The sequence below is a fragment of the Pantoea sp. AS142 genome (genome assembly GCF_037152305.1).
GTDB lineage: Bacteria > Pseudomonadota > Gammaproteobacteria > Enterobacterales > Enterobacteriaceae > Pantoea.
In genome coordinates this window covers 1-19,219 of sequence record NZ_JBBCMO010000015.1, presented here as the reverse complement: position 1 = coordinate 19,219, position 19,219 = coordinate 1, and the positions used below count along the sequence as shown (strand labels likewise).

Here is a 19,219-nt window from a genome sequence, read left to right as displayed (position 1 = left end):
GCATGCTATTCATAAGACAACCCCTGTCCGCCATAAGTACGGGACAGGGTGAATGACCAGATTTTAATCGGGTTAAACCGCCCGACCTCAGAAAATGACAGACGTCGCCGCGGCGATCATGATGTCACCTGCAAATGTCCTGATCCGCAGTGGTTCGCACCTGACGGCTATCGCCCGCTTCCCGGGGAGTTTGGCCATGCCATGCGCCGTCTGGTCGTCAAAGAGAAAGCCAGCGGTAAATGGAAACTGCGTATCCGGCCGTCACTCCATCCTTACTTCACCCAGTACCGTAAAGCTGCAGGTCGCGATCGTCACTTCCGGCCGGAACGGCGTGCGCTTATTGATGCAATATTCCCTTTGCTTGTTCAGCGTGCCGACATGGCCACCTGGGTTGTGACTGTTAACGTCAGCCGGCTGGCCAGTGAACTCAGCCCGAAAGACAGTGATGGCCATGTCATCCCTGAAACCCGGGTAGAACCCTGCCGGCTGTCGCGTCTGTTCCCTGAACTGGCCCGGTTTGGTCTTATTGAAATGCCCGACCTGGAATGGGACCCGATCGAACAGTACTGGATGCCCCGTCATATTATTCTTACGGAACGTTTCTGGCAGCTGTGCGGTGTCAATATGGATAAGCTGCTGCTGCAGCGAAACCTGCGCATCGAAGCTGAAGAAGAAGGCATTCTCGAACCCGGCACGCGTGATTCTGTTCGTGCTGCCCGCCGGCGCTGGTATGAAAAAGCGCGCATAGCGACATTGCTCAGCCGGCGTGAGAAAGCAGTGCGGGAGAAGCGTCGTAATAAGCTGGGCAGACTCCCTCTCGACGAACGGCGCAGCACGATGGCCAGCTGGCTCATCCGCACGCGGCCGAACCACGAACTGATTAATCTCGATGCCGACAGTTTTGATCGCCTTGTGTGGCAGCATCTTAACCAGCTGGAGCTGGGACTCGGCTACGAGCCTGCGCCTCCCGACGTCGTTCACTGACGTCTCTCCGCCTGATTCTAACCGCCTTGACTGGCGGTAAAGTCGTTTGCGTCGTCTACAGAAAACCCTGGTTTTGCGGCTGCGGGCATGAACTTCCGGCACTCTGACCTGCCAGAACTCAGTACTTTCAGGTGCTGATTTTTTTTATCCACATTTACCCGCAATCGGAAAGTTAACCTTACCTGCACTTGAGCCTGATGTTACCCGCAAGACATTCCTGACCTCTGGTCAGCAAAGAAATAATCAAAAAGAAAATAAGGTTTTCAGTCAGGCTATTCTGAGGGATTAATGAGGCCTTCGCTTGCAGCGGCCGCAGGCGTCCGCGCCGCTCAGAATCTGAAGTAGCTCCCGCCTGCGGCGGGCATAGTTAAACTATTAGTTACAACACTCATAAACACGATATAAGACCAAATCAGAGTCAACCTGAACCCTCAAGCCCCTCTCAGCCAGAACCGGAGCAGACCTGAAACTCCGAGTGCCCATTGACAGGCCGCCCCCGCCCCGGCCCATAGGGCCGGAACAGGAGTGGCTGTAATGGATGGTGTAACTAATCCTCTAAGTTTTACTGTTCATAATGAACAGTAAAACCAAGACCCCGGAAATCACGCCCTGTACGTCGCTCTGCGCCGTCCAGCCCGCTCACCGGGGCTATGGGATTAAATTAACGTGATCGTCGCTTTGAGGCCGTTTTGCTCAGCAGGAAGGGGTTGGTTAGCGCAATATATCAGACCGTAACCGGCTGCGCCGGGCGTACGGCGCCGTCTAACCACTATACCCTGCCCTGACAGCATCTGGCGCCTTTATGCCGCTAACGCGGCATGCAACGCATTATACTCAGCTTCGGAGGTGCCAACATGTCTTACAATCTGGCCAGTAAAGAAAAGAGTGAAAGAGAAAGGGTCAGCGTTGACCTTGCTGCTGCAGGGGTGGCTTACAAAGAACGCCTCAACATGCCGGTGATCCCGCATGAAGTCGAATTACAGCAGCCAGCGGCGTTGCGTGAGTACTTTCGTGAAAGAGTTGTTCATTACCGGCAGCAATCACAGCTACTACCTAAAGGTACTGATGCTGTTTATCAAAAAGAGGCCAAAGAGTAGTCCTGAGATACACTATGACGGGTGATCGTCCTGCGTTCCGGGCTATCCACTATACCGGGGGATTCAGAGTTTGTTATTGCGTTTGAGGATATTGAGCACATATTCGCTCCCCTCTTTATCTACGGAATATTCGAGAAAGCCGATGTCTTTCAGCTGCTGAAGAGCCTTCTTCACAGTGGCATTCTGGTTACCCAGGTGTGATGTCAGCTGAAGACGCTCACGCAGCCGGTCAAAACCAATCCGATAAAAGGTTGGCGGTAACTCAGCCAGGTAAAGATAGAGTGCCTGTGCAGACTCTTTACGGGAAAGCTTCTGGAGTGCTTTAAGATACAACCTGGTTTTACCATCTACCCGGTACAGTGTATTGAGCTTTGAGTTTGGCTTGATGATGATTTTGCCAGTGTGGCTGTCGTAGTAAGTCGATTCAACAAGGTGCATGTTGATAGTGATACGATCGTCTGTACCGGGTACGCTCTTCACGAAGCTTATGTTGGTCCGGGCAATTCGGGTAAGAGAAGCATCAAACCTGTCTTTCAGCTGCCTGTCGATGCGCTTTGTTTCGAAACCGCAGTACTTTGCGAAGTCAGCAAAGTTGAGTTCCAGCTGATCGTCGTTATCGAGCTTTTTATTCGATAACGCATAAATAATACCTACCCAGACCTTGAAATCGGTATCCATGTCGAGACGCGGACCGTAAATCTGAATCTGGTTGTAACCCTCACCCTCTACAATGGACAGTCGTGACAGTGACTCTGTTGCGTCGATACTGTGACTTTTTCTGCCGCCCTTATCCGTTGATTTCAGCGTGGGCACAAAGACCCCCAGTCGCAGCAGAACTTTAGGTTGTATTGTCTGACGCAGAGTAGGAAGAAGGTGAATAACTTCACCTGATTCTTTGGATGTTTCCTCGATAATTAGCGATAACTTATTGTTTTCCATTAACAATTCCAAATATCAAAGTGAGTGTATAAGAGCGGTATAGTACCCGGTGCAGTGGATCAAATCTACCCGCTATAGTGTAGTTTGAACCCTATATAGTGGATAACATACCCTTCACAGTGGATGGACTTACCCTGTGCAGTGTATTGAATCAGGCTGAAGTCGTTGCTATCAAAGGTCTCAGAGCGATCTTATTCCTTATTAATCTACTATTGATCCTCTAATGATCCTTTTATTTAGACTATCCAGTGGATAAGTTGGATGGTAAGAACCTCTGTCGAGTCCTCAAGTGAGGAGCCAACCAGCTAATCCAAAGCACGTATCTATTTAACAAACCTCCATACATACCCAAGTACACGATCAAAAAGTTTACCTGCTGCAAACTCAGCTTTGCGATGATCATAAGCTTGTGTCATGGCAAATCCTTCATCGTCAGGAATTTTGTAGCTTAGATTCTCATAAACAGTCTCAAGGGTTTCAAGTGTATGGCAACGCCTGAATTTCATTAGCCAGTCTGTTTTAGTCATATCATTCCAATTAATTTTTGAATTAAGTGAATTTATAATTTCCATTTTTCGCTATCCGATTGATAAATTATTTACTTTTTATGAGTGAAGCAAAAAAATGGCAACCTTCATATGGTAGAGTTATTATAATCAATATTAAAGATAGTTATCTCTATATAAGGTTACAAACTTTGAAAAATTGCTGTTTGTTTCTTTTTGTTTTACCTTTTTTTTCTCAGGCTGACGCTGAGGTCGGTGTCGGGTTTTCACCAGGGGGGGACAGCTCAGACTTTGATCCTCAGTTTTATCCACACAGCTGCCGGTTCTGCCGACGTAGCCGCTTACGATTTTACCAGCGTTCCCATTGCTGAATCGATCAGTCAACTGGCGCAAAGTGGCGTACATGTAAGGATTGTTGCAGATGAAAAGAAAAGTCACGACCGCTGGTCACTGGTTAACAAACTGGCCTGTTCAGGTATTCAGGTCAGAACAGACGAGCAGTATAGCATCATGCATAACAAGTTTATTGTGACAGGAAATAACGGCGTGCAGACGGGATCGTTTAATTACACATCATCGGCTGAAAAACGTAATGCCGAAAACGCCCTGATTATCCGAGGCAATTCATTTCTGAGTCAGCAATATCAAAATGAATTTAATCGCCTTTGGGCTGAGTCATCGCCCGTACAATGTAACTATTCATGATCTACATGCGAAATATCATCTGCTGAGCGGACTGTATATGACTAAGAAAAAAATTTATCCGGTTCACTTCACTGGCCAGCGGGGTCAGCAGGAGGCGTCTGAGGCTTTCCAGCAGAATGAAACATCTACCTGGCAGCGCTGGCTCAAGCACTCCAGGGATAATAAAAAAACGACAGTGGTGACCTGCAGCTGTCTGCCGGCAGAAAGCGAGCCGGTCAGGAGGCGGCTGAAGGTTCACTACTCCCGGGATATCGAGCGCTGCTGGCTATCGTCATACGCCTTTACGGGTAATGAGCATAAACCTGACTGCCGGTTTTATTCGGTGTGGTCTGATGAACGCCAGGCAGAGATTTATCTGGGGGACACTGTTCGTGCAGCAGCTGATGGCACCATTGTGGTCAGACTGCCCACGGGCCTCCAGAAAAAAGCCCCTTCCGAGGTAAAACCAGCTGAAAACGTCTCAGATGACGAACCGGTGAAACGCAAACGGCGGCCCTCAATGAGCCTGCTGGGGCTTCTGCACCTGCTGTGGGAGCAGTCTGGTATCAATGTCTGGCACCCCGCTTTCGATAAAAAGAAACGCACCCCTGGCTGGGTGAGCTGGCGCCTGCAGCAGACGGCTACCCGGATGCGTATCGGCCGCGTGCCGCTGGAAGAATCCCTGCTGCTGATGGCCACGAAGGGCACTCAGCAGGTTATCGCTAACCGGGAACACCTGAGAGCCGCCGAAAAGAACAAAAGACGACTCATTGTCATTTCTGTGCTGGCTGGCTGGAGTGAGGCCGGTGAAGCACAACTGAAAACTATGGTGCCACTGGGTCTGTTTTCTGGTTTTCCTGACATGGTTCTGCCGAAGGACGTGCGCTTGCGCCTGGAACGGAGCTTCAGCCGCGAGCTCGGGGACTGGCGAAGGGGAATGAAAGTCGTAGTTATCGCTGAAACGGAGCCGCCTGAAACGTCGTTCAGAAAAGTAGACGGGCGTAACCGGCCGTCGAGCTGCAGTACCGTGCTCGATGTGGCGCTGATGACGGTCAGTCCACGCTTCATTCCGCTCGATTCAGGCTATGAGGCGGCTGTCGAAGAAAAACTGTGGCAGGAAAAACGCGCTTTTATCAAGCCCCTGCGCTACGACGGTGAGGAAGATGTGTTTCCGGATTTTGTGCTCAAGGACGTTCCTGGCGTGGATGCGCTGCCGATGGAAGTGTTCGGCATGAACTCGCCTGAGTACCTGCAGCGCAGGCAGGTAAAAACCTCTCACTATGAGGCGGAATATGGACCCGGGTGTTGGTGGTACTGGGATGCAGCTGCGAAGTCAGACATGCCTGCATTTCCCTGCGCCTGACACTGGTGTCTTTTAACTGCAGGGAGATATGGCTGAAGTACCGTATCTGCTTATCCTATGGCTGACAGGTTGTCAGGCCTGAACGCGGAAGGTATTGTTTAAGAATCGTCAGGACGATAAGTGAAGCTGAACTTGCAGGAGCTGGCAGTGGACACGACTGAAGAACTCAATAACACCTATTTCTACGCGGGCAGACCGAACCTCACCGCTGGTGAGCTCTTTTTCATGATTTTCTGTGAAGAAATCGCTGAACAGCTGGGCATCGATGACTTCGGCGCGATCGTGGCCATCCTGTCTGGGCGTAATGTCCTGACTACCCGCACTAAACCGCGCGATGCTCTTAAGGGAACCTCCTATGCCTCACGGGCAGCGCGCAGGGTGTTCCCTAAAGCCAAGTTTCCCTTCGGCATTAAGCTCCCGACCATTGTAGGAGGGTACCCACCCCGTACCGCGCGCATTCTCTTTACGCATAAGCTCAGCACCTTTATTGGACGGGCTATACCCGTCGTTGGCTGGGTAATTCTGGCCAGAGATGTTGCCGATATCAGTTTCAATTCGGTCAGACTGTACAATGCCATCGCTCGCGGGGAGGATAAGTTATGGTAGATGACATCCAGGCACGCGTAATGGCACTCATTGAGCCGTGGAACGGCCGCTCCCTGCTGACTTTCCGGAAAAAAACACTCACGCCAGAAATGTCGCTAAATCTGGACATGAAGCTCGACCCGGAGGACGCGGCAGAATGCCTGCAGAACGTCTTCGATGCGTTTGGAATGGATACTGACCAGGTGACTTTCAGCCTCTACTATCCAAAAAAAACGCGTGAGGCTATCCCTCTTACCATAGATATGCTGATCGAGTCAGCCCGAGCCAGGCGATGGTGCTATGACTGATTGCAAGGCCGCCGGAGACAGTTATAAGCGCTCAGGCGGTCAGGTTTTTATCCCGCACCTTTCATCTACTCCTTGATAGATTTTTTTATTGAAACGTAAGGCTGAAAATTCATAAGGAAGATATGTTCAGTAAAATATTAGGCGGGGTCCGTCATGAATCAGACCGGTTTATAAGAAAAAATATAAAATCAAAAGAATCTTATGAGAAACTTAAATGGAATTTTATTGAAAAAACAATCATCTCCAGTTCAAAATATCCGGGCAGGGCCATCGGGAGTCTAATTCTAGTTTTTTTCTGTATCTTTACTGTGATGCAGTTTTTACGCCCTCATATTCAGCCTGTAGCGACAAAATGGTTCCCTCACTGGGATAAAATTTTTGACTGGCAGACAACCCTGTTAGGGGGGCAGCTTACCATCATTGGGGTGGTCTACCCTCTGGTTGTCGGGCTGATAAGCATTATTTTTCAAAAGAAGTCTGCCAGAAAAATAGTGCAGGCAGCCTATCAGTCATACTCAGGGTTCATGCTGGCCGGGCTGAGCGGTCTTGTACTTTCAGGGTTTATCTTGTTGGGCATTTTCATCAGAACGTTTTGCAGCAATTACAGCTATGCTCTTCTTTGTGCTATCTGCGTCATCTGGATGATGGTTAACATCGCTCTGTCCGTCTGGTTTTTTATAAAAAGTCTGAGTGTACTGAATGACGTCGAGCGTGACCGTATGGTTTTGCGCTTTCTAACCGCTGACGTTCTTGCTGTTATCCTTAAAAAGAGGGTGTCAGATATTTTCAGTGCCGCACCCCTGGCCAGCAAATTGATAGATGCCAGTAAATATCCTCACATTTCTATTGAGGACTATTCATTTGATGATGATTTTACGGTAATTACAAAAAAAATTAGCCGCAACGAGGTTGTGACAGATATATATCTAACTCCGATGAAAATGGTTTTCTTCTTCATTAATAGGTTACAAAGAAGAGGAAGAAATCATTTATCATTTACGTTTTACCATCCGCTTGAGGTTAATCATTCTGCAGACCATGTTCCCCTGTTTAAGGTCCGGGGACTATCACCAGATTCATTCTCCGTATGTCTTATGAAGCTTTTTTTCAAAACCGCCAGGCCTTCAAAAGACACTGTCGACAATCTTTGGATTATCAGGGGGATGCTCGGTGAAGCCGTTGACGCTCTCGCTGCAGGAGATATCTACGCTTTTGAAGAGGCGCTGGACAGCGTATGTCGTGATTTCACCGCTATTGCTAATGTGTTCAGCTTCAGCAACGAGCTTGAGGCTGGCAACCTGTTGCTTATTAAAAATGATGCATTGTGGGAGCAAAGCTTTAGCCAAATGTTCTACAGGGAACTCTATCGTCTCAACTCACAAGCTGTGCTGCGGATGGGACTTTCCGGGAGGTTCTTCAGTGGGTGTATGCAACTGCCTCGTATGTTATTTGAATACAGGGCAGAGAGCACGTTTGAGGAGGTCAGTCTCGGAATGACCTATAGTATTTACGCTTGGGAAACGCTGATGAGTTGGGGGGAAGTTCACGTCAGTAAAGTAGATGCCACACTGCGACTGACGTACGATGAACTGGTCATGGAGTTTGTAGCCCTATGGGAAGGCTGGTCAGACAGCTTGCATTATAAAATAGCAAAACCTGGCAATACTAGACTTTTTCATGTCAGCAGGCTCGAGCATTTACGCCTGATGCCGGATATTCTGATACATGCAGCCGTCGCCGGAGATGATGAAACAGTTCGTCACGCTGCCGATATGTTTAACCGCTGGCTCAACCGACCGACTAATGATTTGGGCCATACCGGCCTGCTTATCTGGCAGGAGTTTTTCATCACGCCGGCTATATTCAACGGTGATGAACCGTTTAACCCCAAAAATCTTTCTGGTACACAGATCATCCACACTGATAATCTGGCAGAGCATGCATTCTCGAACGCGCTGACGGATGTCAGACTTTGCACTGCTGCTTTTCTCCTCCATCGCGGAAGTGAGTTGAACGCAGATGTACTCAGTTTTACAGTTGATACCCTTCTCAGCGGTAAACTCGTCGAAAATACTGGCGGTTTTGAACGGGTCTCTATGGCTCTTACCAAATCATCGGATGTTATAGACGTATTTATACGGATCATTGCCTGGGGCAGAAAAAACTCGAATCCCGCAAGCGGGTGGCTAAGCGGGATGATCCGGCATATGTCATCACAACACGGGAAAAGAATGATAAGCGGGCGGATATACAGTGGTAACCGGCTATCTGGCATTTCAGACCTGTACAGTGAGTTTGCTGAACTGATGATGATGGTCAGTTCGGCCACTGGTGAGTCGGTATCTAAGCGATTCGAGTCCTGCCTGACAGCTGGTTTGCTGAGTTACGGTGTAAAAGAAAGACTGGCAGAAAGTCTTCAGCAATCTATAACTGCGGTCGAAAGAATCGCGTCTTTCAGAATTGAGAACGGTAAGGATGTTAACGCCTGTAAGGATGCGACCAGTGCCCTACTTAAAGAATATCTGAATCTCTTAACCAATAGCATGGAGCAGGATGTGCTCTCATTTCCTGTCAGCGTGTCAAAAGTAGATGCGCTGAGCAGAAAAGTTTCAGAGATGCTCAGCGATAAACTCCCGGATGCTTTTCCCTTCAATCAGTTTCGCGAGCTGACCTATCATCAGGTACTTGATAATGGTGTTGTTCTTCCATATTGGCACGTTGATGATAAAATTTATTACTCTGAAGGGATTAGCAAAACTGTTATCAACGCGGACTCATTTTTGTACTCAAGCATTGTTAATTCCCTGCAAGCACGAATACTTGGCTGGCTGGGATGCGAAAAAGCCAGCAGAGAAATTGTCGAGTCCAGCTTGTGTGAAATTCTAGACGTTGTCTCTAAACTTCCCGACACAGAAGATGGCGATTGCCTGATTGTCTGTAATGAAGCCATGAGTCAGGAGTTATCTGTAATGCTGGGAGATTTATGGGGCAGGAATGATGGCAAATCATTACTGTATTATGACTCAGACAGCAAACTTAAAATCCGGGGTGTACACAAAGACTGTTCGTTGCTGCATTTCCGCTTTTACAGAAAAGCCGATCCTTTTATCGTCAATCTCAGGGCCTTCAGTGAGTTCAGAATTAAAGCGCCTGCAGGCAAAGGTGCTATAAACTTTAGAACTGAAAAACATCCTGAAGACGACTTAAAAATTTCTTTACACGCTGACATTGAATATCAGTGCATCGTCAGCGAGCCGGTAAAAATCAGATTTGTTGACCATAACAACCGCAGCACCGTATAGCCGTAAAGACCGCAGCCGTGCAACATTAGGCGACTGCGGCATCATACCCGGAACGGCTTCAGCAAAAAAGTTACTGCTGCTAACGTTCGAGACGCATTTTATTCCCTCCGGCTTTTCAGGTTGCGTCATCGAGGAGTTTGGGGCACAAAATGATCTGACAGTCATTTTCCCGACTGAATTTTTTACCGTTTATGACCGGGTACGGCATAAGAACTTTAGCCAGTAATTTTCATTCTTTTCCTCTTTCCTGGGGGGGAATGGCGTTCGTTTTGCCTGCTGTATTCTCTTTATGAATGGCCCATATCCGCTTGACCTGACTGACGCTGCATCCCGCTAAGGTAGCTGTGCGCGCTATCGTCATGCCAGACTCCCTGAGTGCAATGATACGTTCGTGCGTTTTGGGTTCCGGTCTGCGCCCTTTATACTTACCTGAAGCCTTCGCCAGTTCAACGCCCTGCCGTTGCCTTTCTCGACGGGTTTCGTAGTCGTCCCGTGCGGTCTGAAGGGCTACCTTAAGCAGCATATCCTGAACGGACTCAAGCACGATTCTAGCCACGCCGTCATGGCTGACGGCCAGTTCGGACAGATCCACTATGCCGGGAATGGCCAGCTTTGCCCCCTTAGCCTTTATCGAGCCGATCAGTTGTTCAGCCTCCGTAAGGGGAAGACGGCTGATACGGTCGATTTTTTCAGCCACGACCACCTCCCCGGGCTGTAGGTCGGCAATCATGCGCTGAAGTTCAGGACGGTCTGCCCGGGCACCTGATGCCTTCTCTTTATATACGCCAGCGACATAAAAACCCCTACCCCGGGCATCTTCAATAATGCTGTTCTGCCTTGTCAGTTCCTGCTCGTCGGTACTGACGCGTAGATATATACGTGCGATCTGCATAATCATACTGACAAAACCAGTGAGTGAAATTCCATGTATACCGTTCCTTGGAAGGGAATGTTTCCTCGCACCTTAAGTCCGACGTAAGTGCCCGGGCTAAGAAATGCAATTTTCTCAGCATCTTCAATCTTAGTAGTGCAGATGCGCAACCATTCCGTATCCCCAGTAAGCAGAACGCCATAGAGCATGAGGTTCGTTTCATTGATCGTAGCCACATGAGCGGTCCGAACCACATTGCCCGAAAAAGTTCTCGTTTTAGTACCCAGCATTCAAACTCCTCTCTTTATAAGTTGAGTGGTGGTCAATTTGAGTATACCTAAAATAGCCTTATCGTTCTAACAGGCCATTATAGATTAAAAACGGTCTATATTGGCTATGTAGATATTGGCCACCTTTAATAGCCTATTCAAAGTTAAAACCGAATATGACTCAACAAATTACCTATAGATTCTATTAGCTTGCTTATAGTAACCATCAAGATTGTGAACAATATAAATCTTATCGATGTTAAGGTTATCAAGTGACTATTTAGTGTGATTTTGAATATATTTCGTTTTTCGAACTTGAGGTTTGTTTTGGGTTAATGGTAGGCTCTTATCTTGTCAGGTTTTTTTGTGCGGAGATTTAAAAATGAATGGGCCGGAACCTAAAGCAATTTTTCATGCTAGAAACTCAATAGGACTATCAACCGAACAAGCTGCGAATCTTGTTTATGCGACCAAACGTTCTTGGGAGTACTGGGAAAGTGGCGAACGCTCAATGTCGCCAGCTGTATGGGAACTCTTCCTGATGAAAATTTCAGGAAGAGTTCCCCGCAAGTATGCTGACGAACCTCGTAGCGTCGTAGTTATTCTCGCGGATGATGGAGAACAATTCATTGACGTTGTCGCCGATGATAATTTTGTTGATTTACGTGCCCCGCAGGATTCTTCTAACGCAGTAATTAGCTCATTAGCAGTTGAACATTTAACTGGTAGACCTTACGTACACCAAACCACTTTCAATCGTTCAGTTAATAAACATGTCTTGGAAACGGTTAGTACATGGAAAAGTAAGTTTTCTGGTTTTAATTCAGATGGTTAGAGGTGTCATGATTCTATGGTGTTTCTTACTTTGTTAAATTACACTTAAAGCAAATAGCTTTCATGCAAGACTCAATTTTAATTATCGGTATTTTAAAAATGGGAGTTATTCAGATTTTGATGTGAATAACATACATAAGCAGCTTTGTTTAATTCAGTGTCGTTAGGGGGAAGATTTGCATCAATGGAATTGGCATGATTTTGAAAAAGAAGAGAGCTCAGATGAACCAGATCCGCATGACCCCTATCAGGCATTCACACAAAACGAAACCGATGAGTATGTTTTAAGGGAATTTTGGGTAGGCAGTAGGGTTGACGGTTTTCTTTATTCTATAGGCTTCAACAGGGTTTCTCAGGAAAGCCACCTTAGGCTTTTTGTTGGCGATGCTGAGCATGATGGCAAGATGATATCTATACCGGAGAGCGCTGCCTGGATTGTTACATTTAGTCTTGCAAATAGTGAAAACTTTGACCACGTAAAGTTAAATTTCAGACAAAAGAAAGACTTAATCATAGGGGTTGCTAGCGCATTATATGACCATTACAATGTGAGTAAGTCGGGGCTCTATCTTTGGAAAGCAGCCAGACCTGAACTGAATCGCGTTTATAACAAGGCTTTAGGCCTTGCCAGAGAAACGCCTTTTAAATTTAAGTCCATCCCGTTGACCAAAAATTTCAACGAGTTAGGCGACGCCGGGAGGGGTTATGCAATCATCACGCAATACTACTGAAAGCTTAACAGCAGATCAGTTAGATGATTTTCTGACTCGCAGACTTAAAAAAGCTTCAGCCAATATAGCTAAACGTAAACTTGAGACTGGTGAGTATGTTCACCATAACGGTAAGGTTGTTCCAGCATATGTTCTTGAGGAAGCAGCCTATAAACCAGCCCAAAATGATACCAAAGTCGATGTTTACAAAACGGGCGATCTTCATAAACCTTTTATACGCAAAGTAACGCCTCAGTGGATTGGCAGTCGGAAAAGTTTAACTGCGGCATCGGTCGAGAGAACTACTCGTCCTGCTATGCATGTTTTGGCCGCTGCACCTATCAGGAAAAATTGTTCAAGAGCCGTTCCAAGAGATGGTCAACTTTTCCGATACGATGCTAAAACAGGAACAATGCATCCTGTAGAAGGTCAGTCAGCAAGCGAAGGTCCTTTAGTGGGTATCAAAAGAAGAAAGCGCTTACAAACTAAAGTTCAGTCGCAATCTTACGGGTTGATTTCACCTAAAGTGAAATAAAGTGCTGCTTAGCGCTGATCTCATTCAGTTACACCTAGCTAATCCCGAGATTATTGAAAAAACCGCCTAGGGGCGGTTTTTTTAAATCCTCATGCGCTTATGACTCAAAATCGGTAGTGCAGTTTGGCTCAGAAAGTAAAGGCATACAGCAGCATTGTATGCCCATTGTCTTACTAACTCCTGCCATCGTACAGCTTTGCGATTTCCGTAGCGGCTTTCTCTATACCCGGATATACAGTGCTTTCGTTGATGCCGAAGCGGCTGAGTTGCCGCATTAAATGCTCCTTATTTCTTATCAGCAGTTTTCGGACATTCAGCGTGCTGAGGCCTGTTTCTGGCAAATCAACGTTTTCACCGAATAAAAGGAATGCTCCAGCCTGAGATGAGATACGCACATTGCTGAGACGTCCTTTTACCAGAACTATTTTGTTAAGGTGTGCTGGATCTATAATACTTTTAAAATAAGATTTCTCATTGCGGATGAGGTGCAGTAGTTGCCCACATTCTTCGGTAGCATTAAATTCCGGTGTTGAAAGGCTGGTATTAAGTATGCTTTTAATTCGGGAAGGAAGCCTTGAGAGATTGGCAATACAGCTTACGGTATCAGAATCAAAAAACTTAATCTCACTTTTAGGTGTTGTCAGTATGATGACGTTACCATCGATCTCGTTGCCAAGTTCATCACGTTTTATTTTAGAACAGGCAAAATAGAGAGCGATGAGAGGATTAGTTGATACGTCAAGCAGGCGAGTAGGCAGGCCATAATGCTGCATGCGTACAAGTTTATCAAGCATATAACGGTCATCTCTGAACTCGGCAGGTTGTACGGTAAGCAGCTCCGTTATCATGTCAGATTCGTGATGACGATAACGATAATTGCCCTGCGCATCCTTGCGAAAAAGCGATGGTTCCAGCTGATAACTGATATCTGAATGACCCCGATAAAATACATCTTCATTATCGTTCTGCGGATGATTCAGTATGATTTCCAAGAACTGATTAATATCCGAAATCACCTCAAGATCTTCTTCATTGTCTGGAGCTTCAGCTGTGACCGCTGCGGGAACGTCAGCGGCGAAAGCACCGAGGCCTAAAATATCAAGGCAGTGGTTAAGGTTCATGCTTTTTACTGCCCAAAAATTTCTGCTCAGTCCAAAGCTACCCAGTTCCAGTTCCTTATAATTGTTGTCACTGGCTAGGTACTGATAACCAATTTTTTTGGTTAACTCATAGTCAAATACCAGTACTTTTTCTCGCTTTTTATCTGATAACTTAATGTTACTGATTCTTCCTATGCTGACATGGCTTTTCCATCCACCTAAGTCATGATCTTCATGTTCTTCAACTTCAACTTCAAATTCCGGTTCCGTCATAAATATGACCGGCAGTTCCTGAAGAAATTCTAAGGTTTTACTGGTCAGAGGAAGAAGCTTGCTTCTCAGTGAGTCCGGAGTGGATTCAAAGAGCCGGGAAACCGGGAAAGCGCCCTCTCCATGATCTTCAGAAAAAAAACTGTGTTTGTCGGGATTGCCGACCACGATAAGATTCAACATTTCAGTCATCCTTACATAAATTTTTTTTACCTTTTCATCATGCCAGAATCGTTGATTAAGTGAATACTGATGGGTCAATTTACTTACACTTGTACTCAACTGTTTGGTATTGCTACTGACAATTTCATCGTAAGTATTTTCTGTATGCTCAGAGCCCGCTCTGCCATGAAGTTCAGAATGCATCATAGTCAGCAATGCCCCGCTACCTGCTGTCACCGGACGTGGCGCTACTGCTCGACGCCGATCGTGACCAGCGCAAAAGGCTGCTGATCGAGGCGTTCTGGAATACCGGCGGGCGCCTGAACGAAGTGCTGCTTCTTACCCTTAAGGACTTTACGCTGGACGGCCAGGACGGGCGCGCACTCGATGCGCCTTTCGTTGTGTTGCATACCCTGAAGGAGAGGCGCGACGGGGACCGGCAGAAGCAGCGCGGGCGTTGCAGGCCGACGAAAGAGGAACAGGCGGCACTGCGTGAGGCAGAGGCTATCCCGCCCCGTGCTGTACCGCTTACAGATCCCGGATACGTGCGCCGGCTGCGGGAGCATTTCGCCACCGTCAGACTGAAAAGGTGAGCATATCTGGGAAATAGGCAGCCCGTACACCGTATGGACCTGGATAAGGCAGGCCGTCAGCGCGTCCGAGCTTGTAGGCGTCACCTTTAGCATCCGCCCCATTACGACCAAAACGTTTCGGGATTAGTTTGCGATGCATCTGGTGCAGCACTGCGTGCCTAAGAAAGTCATTAAGGCGATGATGGGCCACAGGGATGAGAAGTCGACTGAATGGTACATGCAGGTCATGGAGCTGGACGTGACGCGCGAGCTGGGTGTACGTTTCTCCATGACATCGGAGGATGCAAGTACACTGATAATGCCAGACATTTCTGGCATTATCAGATGACATCTATGTCTGCAGGTAAACTCATTACTGAGGAGCTGTGCCATGAAGGAAAGTGATCTGTGGGATTATACCGATCAGGAACTCCGGGATTTTCTGGACAGAGTTTTGGCTGAAATTCGACGTCAGGAGGACTATGCGGATAACTCTGCTAATCCATTAATGAGAGAAATAGCCACCCGGGAACTGCAGACTAGCCCGATAATTATTAGGCAAATTCTGGATGAAATGAGGCGAAGAAACCGGCTTTGGATTGTTCCCTGAGTGTGTCTCAGCCCAAGCTAAGGCCGCTCAGGCGGCCACTGTTGGGATGCCTTTTATAGGTTAAAGTATTTCTAATTTTTTGACCTGAAGCATTTTTTCTGTCGCCCGGTACGAACCATTCCCGCTTCCGTTCCATGTCAGATAATCATTAGCGCTAAGCCATTTGAGGCTCGCATCGATATCCTCTAAAAATGCCTTACGTTTAATTGCATTGCACAGAACCTCATCAATGGGATGCATTTTTGCGCCCTGGCTTATCAGATCTAAAGCCGGCCCGCGAACTTTAGTGTATGACATGGCCTTATCAAGAAAAGGCTGAACGATACAGTCTGCATCCTGAGAAGCGAAATGCGGCAGTGCTCCTGTGAAATAGTCACGGATTATTTCATAAAGAGTCTCAAATTTGATTACTGAGTTTTTCATACCGTTCCTTCTTGCAGGTTGAATTTGCTGGGCTGCTAAGCCCTTTTAAGGCTGTAACATCCGTCGTCCGGAAGGTTATCGGCAGTCTGCGTTTTTTCTGTAATCCCTGCCCTTACACCTGCGGTCCTTTACCCTCACCTGTTTCATAAATCCGCCAGTCGCTGCAGTCATGGGTGTGAAGTAATATTTTTTTAATATTAAAAAAATATTATAATGATGTTGATGTGATTGTTTTACGTTTTTTTTTAAACTACAATCTGCGCCAGCACGTTCATCCAGACTAGTCTTTTTTTAATATTAAAATGGGGTGTTTTTGATATGATTTTAACTATTGTTAATACCAAAGGCGGCGTGGGTAAATCCACTCTTGCAGTTAATATTGCGATTGCCCGGGCGCATCAGGGCAGGAAAGTCTGGCTCGTTGACGGTGATAAACAGGGGTCGTCTCAGACAGCAATTCTTATACGTTCAGAGGCAGATGTACAGCCAGGTATCGCCTGCTCTCATTTCCCTGACGGACCGGTACTGAGAACGCAGGTTCTGCAGCAGAAAGACAACTATGATGACGTCATTATCGAATGTGGCGGACGCGATTCGACTGCCATGAGGGCAGCGCTCACGCTTACTGATTATGCGCTTGTGCCGTTTGTTCCTGGAAGCTTTGAAGCATGGGCAATGGAAGACGTTGTAAAAATGCTGCAGGAAGCCCGGAGCATACGTGAACCTTTCCCTGCGTTTTCTATTCTTAACAGGGCTGACGTTAATCCACGCAGCAAAGACAACCAGGAGATGGTGACCGCTATGTCAGAATATGCGGATGAGATCCCGGTGCTGGACCATCTCCTCCATTTGCGTAAAGCATTCGCTAATGCAGCCGGCAGCGGTCGATCTGTTGTTGAGCTTAAACTCAAACCCCATGAGCGGCCAGCAAAGGATGAGCTTCAAAAGCTTATATCAATGGTTTTTAAAGATTGATAAGATGTTATTGTAATATTAAAACAATATCGAGGTGATGTGTAATGGCTATTACTGCCAGACCCAAGTCTGTTGTGGCAACCCCGTCGGAACAGGCTGATATAGAAAAGTTCATCAATGATGCCCCGGATGGAAATAAGACTGAAAAGCGGGGAGTTAAGAAAGGGCAGCGTGAACAGATTACAGTGACGTTCGATACCGCCATCATTGCCCAGCTGGACGATCTGGCTCTGCATGAAGGCCTGTCTCGCGCTGCACTTATCAGGATGGCTGTGCGTCAGCTACTCGACAAAGGTGCGCAGGTAGGAGGTTAAATCAGAATAATATATTTTTAATATTAATTTAATATTATATTGATTTTTAAGTAATACCTTTTCAGATGTTTTTTGAAATTACATTCAGGAGCGCAATGAAGAAAATCATACAACTTATATCCGGCTTTTTTGGATTCAGTAAACTCAGCGCGCCTGAGAGAAAAAGCGCTGCTGAATGGGGGTTTCTGCTGAGCACACTGTTTATTGTGCCGCTTTTTTTCATGGATGATGCCAGTGAGCTTGCCAAAATCGGCATGCAGCTGCTCTGGGGCGCCTGCGTTTCGCGCGCAGCCTTCCTGGCCAACGGTAGTTGGAAGAAGAAAAAGACACGGCAGTGAATAATATTTAACCCAGAGGAAGCTATGAAAGAAATGCAGGAACTGCTGACGCAGATGCGCAGCCCGGGGATTGTATTCAAAACTGTTACGCAGTCCGCCAGTATGTTTAAGGGACCCGTCCGCAGGCGCCGTCCGGCCTTTGATGACTGGCTTCATCAACTTTCGCGTAAGGAGAGGGTTCCGCGCGGACGATACTTCCGCGGAAAGCGCCCGGGTAAACCCCTGATCATTGTGGATGAGTTATGGCAGCAGTTTTCCTGAGAATGCAGGGCATCAGGCAGACGTAAAGTATGCTGTACCCTGCAGGCCCCGTCTAAATCACGCGCGCCACCGGTATGTCACTCCAGCGCGTGGTCCACGCCGGTGAGAGCATGTCCCGCTTCATTTTCCATTCCGTATTCACGCCCTGACCGGCAAACCACACGCAGCCCAGCCCGGACTGATTGATCCCGTCAAGAACCTTCATCAGCTGCGCACTGTTTGCACGTGGCTTATCTTCATCAAACAGGCTCAGCTGACTGACACCATTCGGCGTAAAGTCATCGAGCATTATCCCGGCCTTCATGTAACGTCGCCCTTCAAGCCAGATACGGTCGAGCGAACGCATGGCAACTTCAATCACGTCACGTGTGTCCTGAGTAGGGATCGTAAGACTCTCGCCGGCGCTATTGCCATAAAATATCTCACCCTGCGCATGCGGCGAGGTACGGATAAAGACGCTGATGCGCCGGCAGAACTGCCGCTCCTTTCTGAGCTTCTCCGCAGCCCGGGTTGCGTACTGACACAGCGCTTCCTGCATCAGCACCTTCGACGTAATTCTCTCGCCAAAGGACCGGCTGCAGACAATCTGCTGTTTCGCAGGCACAAACTCTTCGAGGGGAATACAGGATTCTCCGTTAAGTTCCCGGACAGTACGCTCCAGCACCACGCTGAAGTTTTTACGGATAAGGGCAGGGTGGGCGCGCGACAGCTGCAGGGCGTGTTCAATACCCATCAGATTGAGTCGCTTACCGATGCGCCGGCCGACACCCCAGATTTCTTCCACAGGCTGATTCGCCAGCAGGGTCGCGGTACGCTTAGGCTTACCCGGCGTCAGCGCCAGTACACCGCGGAACTGCGGCCACTCTTTGCTGGCCCACTGAGCTGATTTGGCCAGAGTTTTTGTCGGCCCCATACCGACGCCGACAGTCAGGCCGGTCGTAGCCAGCACGTGTACGCGCAGTCGACGGCCAAAATGTTCAAAGTCTTCGCAGAAGTCAATGCCGGTCAGGTCCAGGAACATCTCATCAATGGAATACTGCTCAACGCGGGGTGTTATCTCTTCCAGCGCGGTCATGACGCGCTGAGACATGCTGTGGTTTATGTGGAATGCAATTTAAACAAAAAAATAAGTTACCATTCCTCTGAAGTTTATTTTCTGAACAGGAATTATTCAGCCTTGAACCACTTCGGTATGCTTACTGGCAGG

General features: G+C 47.6%; 23 protein-coding genes and 1 pseudogene. 17 read left to right on the top strand and 7 right to left on the bottom strand.

What is annotated here, in order from left to right; all coding sequences use genetic code 11:
* Positions 1–48 precede the first annotated feature (48 nt).
* A complete protein-coding gene (gene repA / locus WFO64_RS20795; RefSeq protein ID WP_337013949.1) occupies positions 49–984 on the top strand; it encodes a plasmid replication initiator RepA in 936 nt (311 codons plus the stop codon).
* A gap of 854 nt (positions 985–1,838) precedes the next feature.
* Positions 1,839–2,081 (top strand): DNA polymerase III subunit theta, encoded by a 243-nt coding sequence (locus WFO64_RS20790; RefSeq protein WP_137230246.1) that lies wholly within the window; start codon positions 1,839–1,841, stop codon positions 2,079–2,081.
* A gap of 63 nt (positions 2,082–2,144) precedes the next feature.
* Here WFO64_RS20790 and WFO64_RS20785 read toward each other — a convergent pair whose 3' ends face one another.
* A complete protein-coding gene (locus WFO64_RS20785; protein ID WP_337013945.1) occupies positions 2,145–3,020 on the bottom strand; it encodes a RepB family plasmid replication initiator protein in 876 nt (291 codons plus the stop codon).
* Positions 3,021–3,343: 323 nt separating this feature from the next.
* Complete coding sequence (locus WFO64_RS20780) at positions 3,344–3,592, bottom strand: Hha/YmoA family nucleoid-associated regulatory protein (protein ID WP_337013943.1); 249 nt, start codon at positions 3,590–3,592, stop codon at positions 3,344–3,346.
* 225 nt (positions 3,593–3,817) lie between these two features.
* On the opposite strand from WFO64_RS20780, the gene WFO64_RS20775 reads away from it, so the two are divergent.
* The 5 genes from WFO64_RS20775 to WFO64_RS20755 all read left to right on the top strand — a co-directional run bounded on the left by WFO64_RS20775 (position 3,818) and on the right by WFO64_RS20755 (position 9,768).
* Positions 3,818–4,231: a phospholipase D-like domain-containing protein gene (locus WFO64_RS20775; protein WP_337013941.1), complete on the top strand. Its 414-nt coding sequence runs from the start codon at positions 3,818–3,820 to the stop codon at positions 4,229–4,231.
* On the top strand, positions 4,176–5,573 hold the full coding sequence (locus tag WFO64_RS20770; RefSeq protein WP_337013939.1) for a DUF1173 family protein: 1,398 nt from the start codon (positions 4,176–4,178) through the stop codon (positions 5,571–5,573). Before WFO64_RS20775 ends, WFO64_RS20770 begins: the two co-directional genes overlap by 56 nt.
* 147 nt (positions 5,574–5,720) lie before the next feature.
* A complete protein-coding gene (locus tag WFO64_RS20765) occupies positions 5,721–6,179 on the top strand; it encodes an STM2901 family protein (protein WP_337014079.1) in 459 nt (152 codons plus the stop codon).
* Positions 6,173–6,466 (top strand): DUF1493 family protein, encoded by a 294-nt coding sequence (locus WFO64_RS20760; RefSeq protein WP_337013937.1) that lies wholly within the window; start codon positions 6,173–6,175, stop codon positions 6,464–6,466. Before WFO64_RS20765 ends, WFO64_RS20760 begins: the two co-directional genes overlap by 7 nt.
* A gap of 122 nt (positions 6,467–6,588) precedes the next feature.
* Positions 6,589–9,768: a hypothetical protein gene (locus WFO64_RS20755; RefSeq protein WP_337013935.1), complete on the top strand. Its 3,180-nt coding sequence runs from the start codon at positions 6,589–6,591 to the stop codon at positions 9,766–9,768.
* A gap of 229 nt (positions 9,769–9,997) precedes the next feature.
* Here WFO64_RS20755 and WFO64_RS20750 read toward each other — a convergent pair whose 3' ends face one another.
* Complete coding sequence (locus tag WFO64_RS20750; protein WP_337014077.1) at positions 9,998–10,660, bottom strand: recombinase family protein; 663 nt, start codon at positions 10,658–10,660, stop codon at positions 9,998–10,000.
* A 2-nt stretch (positions 10,661–10,662) separates the two neighbouring features.
* Positions 10,663–10,929 (bottom strand): hypothetical protein, encoded by a 267-nt coding sequence (locus WFO64_RS20745; protein WP_313678799.1) that lies wholly within the window; start codon positions 10,927–10,929, stop codon positions 10,663–10,665.
* Between the two features lie 361 nt (positions 10,930–11,290).
* On the opposite strand from WFO64_RS20745, the gene WFO64_RS20740 reads away from it, so the two are divergent.
* The 3 genes from WFO64_RS20740 to WFO64_RS20730 all read left to right on the top strand — a co-directional run bounded on the left by WFO64_RS20740 (position 11,291) and on the right by WFO64_RS20730 (position 12,987).
* Positions 11,291–11,743 carry a hypothetical protein gene (locus WFO64_RS20740; RefSeq protein WP_337013931.1) on the top strand — a complete coding sequence of 151 codons (453 nt, stop codon included), beginning with the start codon at positions 11,291–11,293 and terminating at the stop codon, positions 11,741–11,743.
* A gap of 175 nt (positions 11,744–11,918) precedes the next feature.
* Positions 11,919–12,473 carry a hypothetical protein gene (locus tag WFO64_RS20735; protein WP_337013930.1) on the top strand — a complete coding sequence of 185 codons (555 nt, stop codon included), beginning with the start codon at positions 11,919–11,921 and terminating at the stop codon, positions 12,471–12,473.
* Positions 12,448–12,987 (top strand): hypothetical protein, encoded by a 540-nt coding sequence (locus WFO64_RS20730; protein WP_337013927.1) that lies wholly within the window; start codon positions 12,448–12,450, stop codon positions 12,985–12,987. Before WFO64_RS20735 ends, WFO64_RS20730 begins: the two co-directional genes overlap by 26 nt.
* A gap of 173 nt (positions 12,988–13,160) precedes the next feature.
* Here the strand turns inward: WFO64_RS20730 and WFO64_RS20725 are convergent, their stop codons facing one another.
* Entirely contained in the window at positions 13,161–14,726 is a 1,566-nt protein-coding gene (locus tag WFO64_RS20725; RefSeq protein ID WP_337013925.1) for an FRG domain-containing protein, read from the bottom strand.
* Between the two features lie 8 nt (positions 14,727–14,734).
* Here WFO64_RS20725 and WFO64_RS20720 point away from each other — a divergent pair, with 8 nt between their 5' ends.
* The 3 genes from WFO64_RS20720 to WFO64_RS20710 all read left to right on the top strand — a co-directional run bounded on the left by WFO64_RS20720 (position 14,735) and on the right by WFO64_RS20710 (position 15,701).
* Positions 14,735–15,112, top strand: coding sequence for a hypothetical protein (locus tag WFO64_RS20720; protein ID WP_337013923.1), 378 nt, complete (start codon positions 14,735–14,737; stop codon positions 15,110–15,112).
* 133 nt (positions 15,113–15,245) lie between these two features.
* Complete coding sequence (locus WFO64_RS20715; protein ID WP_337013920.1) at positions 15,246–15,440, top strand: hypothetical protein; 195 nt, start codon at positions 15,246–15,248, stop codon at positions 15,438–15,440.
* A 42-nt stretch (positions 15,441–15,482) separates the two neighbouring features.
* Positions 15,483–15,701: a hypothetical protein gene (locus tag WFO64_RS20710; protein WP_337013918.1), complete on the top strand. Its 219-nt coding sequence runs from the start codon at positions 15,483–15,485 to the stop codon at positions 15,699–15,701.
* A gap of 60 nt (positions 15,702–15,761) precedes the next feature.
* On the opposite strand, the gene WFO64_RS20705 is transcribed toward WFO64_RS20710, so the two are convergent.
* Positions 15,762–16,124 (bottom strand): hypothetical protein, encoded by a 363-nt coding sequence (locus tag WFO64_RS20705; RefSeq protein ID WP_337013916.1) that lies wholly within the window; start codon positions 16,122–16,124, stop codon positions 15,762–15,764.
* 318 nt (positions 16,125–16,442) lie between these two features.
* On the opposite strand from WFO64_RS20705, the gene WFO64_RS20700 reads away from it, so the two are divergent.
* The 4 genes from WFO64_RS20700 to WFO64_RS20685 all read left to right on the top strand — a co-directional run bounded on the left by WFO64_RS20700 (position 16,443) and on the right by WFO64_RS20685 (position 18,012).
* Positions 16,443–17,099, top strand: a complete 657-nt coding sequence (locus tag WFO64_RS20700) for an AAA family ATPase (RefSeq protein ID WP_337013914.1) — start codon at positions 16,443–16,445, stop codon at positions 17,097–17,099.
* A 44-nt stretch (positions 17,100–17,143) separates the two neighbouring features.
* Complete coding sequence (locus WFO64_RS20695) at positions 17,144–17,413, top strand: ribbon-helix-helix domain-containing protein (RefSeq protein WP_337013912.1); 270 nt, start codon at positions 17,144–17,146, stop codon at positions 17,411–17,413.
* Positions 17,414–17,508: 95 nt separating this feature from the next.
* Complete coding sequence (locus WFO64_RS20690; RefSeq protein WP_337013911.1) at positions 17,509–17,751, top strand: hypothetical protein; 243 nt, start codon at positions 17,509–17,511, stop codon at positions 17,749–17,751.
* 24 nt (positions 17,752–17,775) lie between these two features.
* Positions 17,776–18,012: a hypothetical protein gene (locus WFO64_RS20685; RefSeq protein WP_337013910.1), complete on the top strand. Its 237-nt coding sequence runs from the start codon at positions 17,776–17,778 to the stop codon at positions 18,010–18,012.
* Between the two features lie 52 nt (positions 18,013–18,064).
* On the opposite strand, the pseudogene umuC reads toward WFO64_RS20685, so the two are convergent.
* Positions 18,065–19,108, bottom strand: a pseudogene (gene umuC, locus WFO64_RS20680) (translesion error-prone DNA polymerase V subunit UmuC); the annotation flags it as partial.
* Between the last annotated feature and the right edge of the window lie 111 nt (positions 19,109–19,219).